The 2362-nt window shown below is 70.2% G+C and carries 3 protein-coding genes; all 3 read right to left on the reverse strand.

The genetic code is table 11. The annotated features are described in order from the left end of the window. Positions 1-200: 200 nt before the first annotated feature. Positions 201-1571: a permease prefix domain 1-containing protein gene (locus Q7W29_05230; protein MDO9171219.1), complete on the reverse strand. Its 1371-nt coding sequence runs from the start codon at positions 1569-1571 to the stop codon at positions 201-203. A 3-nt stretch (positions 1572-1574) separates the two neighbouring features. Then, positions 1575-1961: a helix-turn-helix transcriptional regulator gene (locus Q7W29_05235; GenBank protein ID MDO9171220.1), complete on the reverse strand. Its 387-nt coding sequence runs from the start codon at positions 1959-1961 to the stop codon at positions 1575-1577. A 102-nt stretch (positions 1962-2063) separates the two neighbouring features. Further along, a partial coding sequence (locus tag Q7W29_05240; GenBank protein MDO9171221.1) for a FlgD immunoglobulin-like domain containing protein occupies positions 2064-2362 on the reverse strand: 299 nt, incomplete at its 5' end.

Below are 2362 nucleotides of genomic sequence, written 5' to 3' on the forward strand. Positions count from 1 at the left end.
GTGGAGACGAGGGCCACCGCAGCCAGGGATGCCGCCGCGTAGGCCGACCGCCTCCGCCTCGGCAGCCTCCGGCGGCCGCCGATCGCCGGGTCTCCCATCGCATCTCCCCTGGTGGAATGACGATCTGCCTGGTCCCACCCGCCCTTCTAACGCACCCAACATAGCATGGGCTGGACGATCCTGCTGCTGCCGGACGTCCGTCAGACGTACCGGAACAGCGGCGGGAAGACGATCAGGACGATCGCCGCCCACGCGGCGTAGACCGGCAGGTAATCCGTCTGCCAGCGTTCGAGGCGGGAGAACGGGCCCCGCCCGCGCAGGAACCTCACGTAGAGCACGGTCGACCAGGCGAGGTTGACGAGCAGGATCGCGTTCTCGCCCAGCGCGGCCACGCGGTTGGGGCTGAAGCCGAACTCGGAGATGCGCGCCGCGATCGCCCCCAGCGCCAACGCGTCGGCCAGCAGCGCGCCCACCAGCAGCACCACCTGCAGCACGTCGAAGACGCCGGGGGGCGCCCGGTGGTCGCGGGCGGACACGGAGTAGAGCAGCAGGCCCAGGACCACCACCAGCAGCAGGTCGAAGGCGATGAGCACGTCGCGCCGGACGTCGACCCCGCGGCCGGTCCACAGCTGGGTCGCCAGGAAGATCACCAGCATGGCGGCGAACAGCGGCGTGAACAGGCGCGTCAGCACCGGCGCCATGTTCTCGATCACGCTCTGCTTGGCCTCCACCAGCCAGGAGGCGACGACGACCGCCCCCATGACGCCGCACGGCAGCAGCCACTGCTCGAAGAAGGGCTCGATGTCCACGCCGATGGCCTGGAAGATCAGCCCCGTGAACCCCGCCAGCACGCCGCCGCCGAGGGCGATCAGCACGTAGTAGATGAACAGCTCGCCCGAGAAGCGGATGAAGTCCATGCGGCCGTCCGCCTGCCCCCACCGGCCGCCCGCGTACGCGACGCCCACGGCCAGCCAGAGCGCGATCGGCAGGTGCAGCGCCGAGAGCACCTCGAGGGAGCCTCCCGGAGCGAACGGGTAGACGTTGGCGAACACGCCCGCCGCGACGAAGGCCACGGCCAACCGGCGGAGGGTCCCGGCGCCGGGCCGCCGCTTCCAGACGAAGTACCCGGCCAGCAGGGGCAGCACGAAGAGGCCCAGGTTGCGGGCGTAGAAGCCCTCGTCCTCGCCCCAGCGGAAGCCGAAGAGCGCCGGCGCCTTGATGGCCGCCGCCGCCGCGACCGCGAGGCCGAAGGCGACGGTGGCCTCACGGCGGGCGCTCCCGCGCGGCTTCACGGGATCGTCGGGGTCCAGGACGAGCTGCTTCCAGAGGCGGTCCGAGTGCTCGCGCGCGAACTCCCGCGAGAGGGCGTCGAGGTTGCCCATGCGTTTGACCGCCACTAGGAACGCCTCGTCGGCGTCGAGGCCCGCCTCGGTCAGGCCCGCGACCTGCTCGCGCAGGTGATCCTCCAGCTCCGCCACGTCGACGGCTTGGATCGCCTGGCGGCGGTGCAGGTAGCTGCGCCACTGGTCGATCTGGTCCTCGAGCGAGCGCGCGTGTCCAGGATTCGTCATCTCTCAGGCTCCCTGCGGGAACGGCGCCGTCGGCGCCGGGTAACCTGGCGGTGTGGCAACGGGCAGGATCGACCAGATGCCGCGCAGCGTCGCGTCCACCGCCTGCCACTGGCTGCGCTCCTGAACGAGCTGGGCGCGGCCGCCGGCGGTGATCCGGTAGTACTTGCGGCGGCGGCCGCTCTCGGCGACCTCCCACCGCGCCTCGACGTGGCCGAGCCGTTCGAGCCGGTGCAGGACGGGGTACAGCATGCCGTCCGTCCACTCCATGCGGCCCGCGGACAGCTCCCGGACGCGCTTGATGATGGCGTAGCCGTAGCTGTCGGCTTCGGCCAGGATCGCCAGGACGATCGGGGTCGAAGAGGCGGCCATCAGATCCTTGCTGATCTCCATGGCTTCACGTCCCGAGTAGCGGTGTGGTCCCGAATTCCAGATACATGGCAATACTATACATTGCTGATCTATGTATGTCAAGGCTTGGCACAGGAAATACCCCTACCGCACCAAGCTCATGCGCACCGTCTCGACCCTCCCTCCGGCCTCGAGCCTCGCGAAGTAGCTCCCTGACGCCATCCCCCGGCCCGACGCGTCGCAGCCGTCCCAGGTGGCCTTGTGGCTGCCACGGGGGAGGTCGGCATCGACCAGGGTGCGGACCAGGGCGCCGCGGAGATCGTAGACGCGCAGGTCCGCAGCCATGTCTTGCGGCAGATCGAAGGCCAGGGTCGTGCGGGGGTTGAAGGGGTTGGGCCGGGATTCGTGCAGCGTCATCCGGATGACGAGCTCGGGCGGCGCGT

It is taken from the genome of bacterium (genome assembly GCA_030654305.1).
In the GTDB taxonomy this organism is placed as follows: Bacteria; Krumholzibacteriota; Krumholzibacteriia; order LZORAL124-64-63; family LZORAL124-64-63; genus PNOJ01.